At 59.9% G+C, this 1,063-nt stretch carries 1 protein-coding gene; it reads right to left on the bottom strand.

Annotated elements, in window-relative coordinates; all coding sequences use genetic code 11:
- A partial coding sequence (locus tag AWB68_RS45305; RefSeq protein WP_125483317.1) for an IS630 family transposase occupies positions 1-971 on the bottom strand: 971 nt, incomplete at its 3' end.
- Positions 972-1,063 lie beyond the last annotated feature (92 nt).

Raw genomic sequence — 1,063 nt, 5'->3', positions numbered from 1 at the left:
GCGGCGTAGCGGACATGCTTTTCCTTGAAGAGATTGCGAATCACGTGAGGCTCCTTCTGCCGACGATGCAGATGACGACGAACCGTGCCGATCATTTCCGGCTTAGTGGTCGGTCTGCTTTTGCCGAGCGCATTGGTCTTGACATCTTGGTTGAGCAGCTCGTCCGGATTCAGTTCGGGGCAGTAGCCGGGCAGGCGGATCAGCCTCAGTCGCTTCGCGTTGTCGGCGACGAACTGCTTGACTGCGACGGACCGATGCACCGGATGCCCGTCGACGATCAAGTAGATCTTGCGCGTGGCCTGTTTGAGCATGCGCTTCATAAACTCGATGAATGTCGCATTTTTGAACGTTCCCTCGAAAACCATGAAGCTCAGTTCGCCGCGGTTCGTGATCGCCGAGATCATGTTGCAGCCGAAACGCTGTCCGGTCGCCCGCACCACCGGTGTCTCGCCCTTCAAGGCAAAACTGGTACCGCTCACGTGATCGCTACGCAGTCCCATTTCGTCGCCCCAATAGATGACTGCTCCTTCCTGCTTCGCTTCTTTGGCGATCCCCGGATAGTCCTCATTCAGCCAGCGCTCGATCTGCTCGTCTTTTCTCTCGTACGCTCGCCGAACAGGCTTCTGGGCACTCATGCCCCATGCCTTGAGGTACCGGCCAGCCGTCCACTTCGACACCTTGATGCCGTGCTCTCGCTCAATCAACTGCGCGACCGATCCCCGCGTCCACAGGTAAAACGGCAGCGCAAGCTGGTCCGGCATCCGCTCGATGATCAGCTTGCGGATTCTCACGGCCTGCCGATGGCTCAGGTGGCCGCTTCCCGGTCGGCGGCCGCGCTTGGCCGGTCTCAGCGCCCTCAAGCCGCCTTCTCGTGCCGACTTCATCCAGTTGCCAATCGCGCGCAGGCTCACGCCAAACGTTCGGCCCGCTTCAACGCGCGTCATGCCGCCGCGCACCGCCTGCACCACCATCTTCCTCAGGTGTGCCTGCGTCGCCTGATCCAGTTTTCGGCCATCAGTTTTCGTCTTCATACCCGTATAACGCGCAAGGCACTATTTGGTGC

Source organism: Caballeronia choica (assembly GCF_001544535.1).
In the GTDB taxonomy this organism is placed as follows: domain Bacteria; phylum Pseudomonadota; class Gammaproteobacteria; order Burkholderiales; family Burkholderiaceae; genus Caballeronia; species Caballeronia choica.
This window is presented reverse-complemented; position numbering and strand designations above follow the sequence as displayed.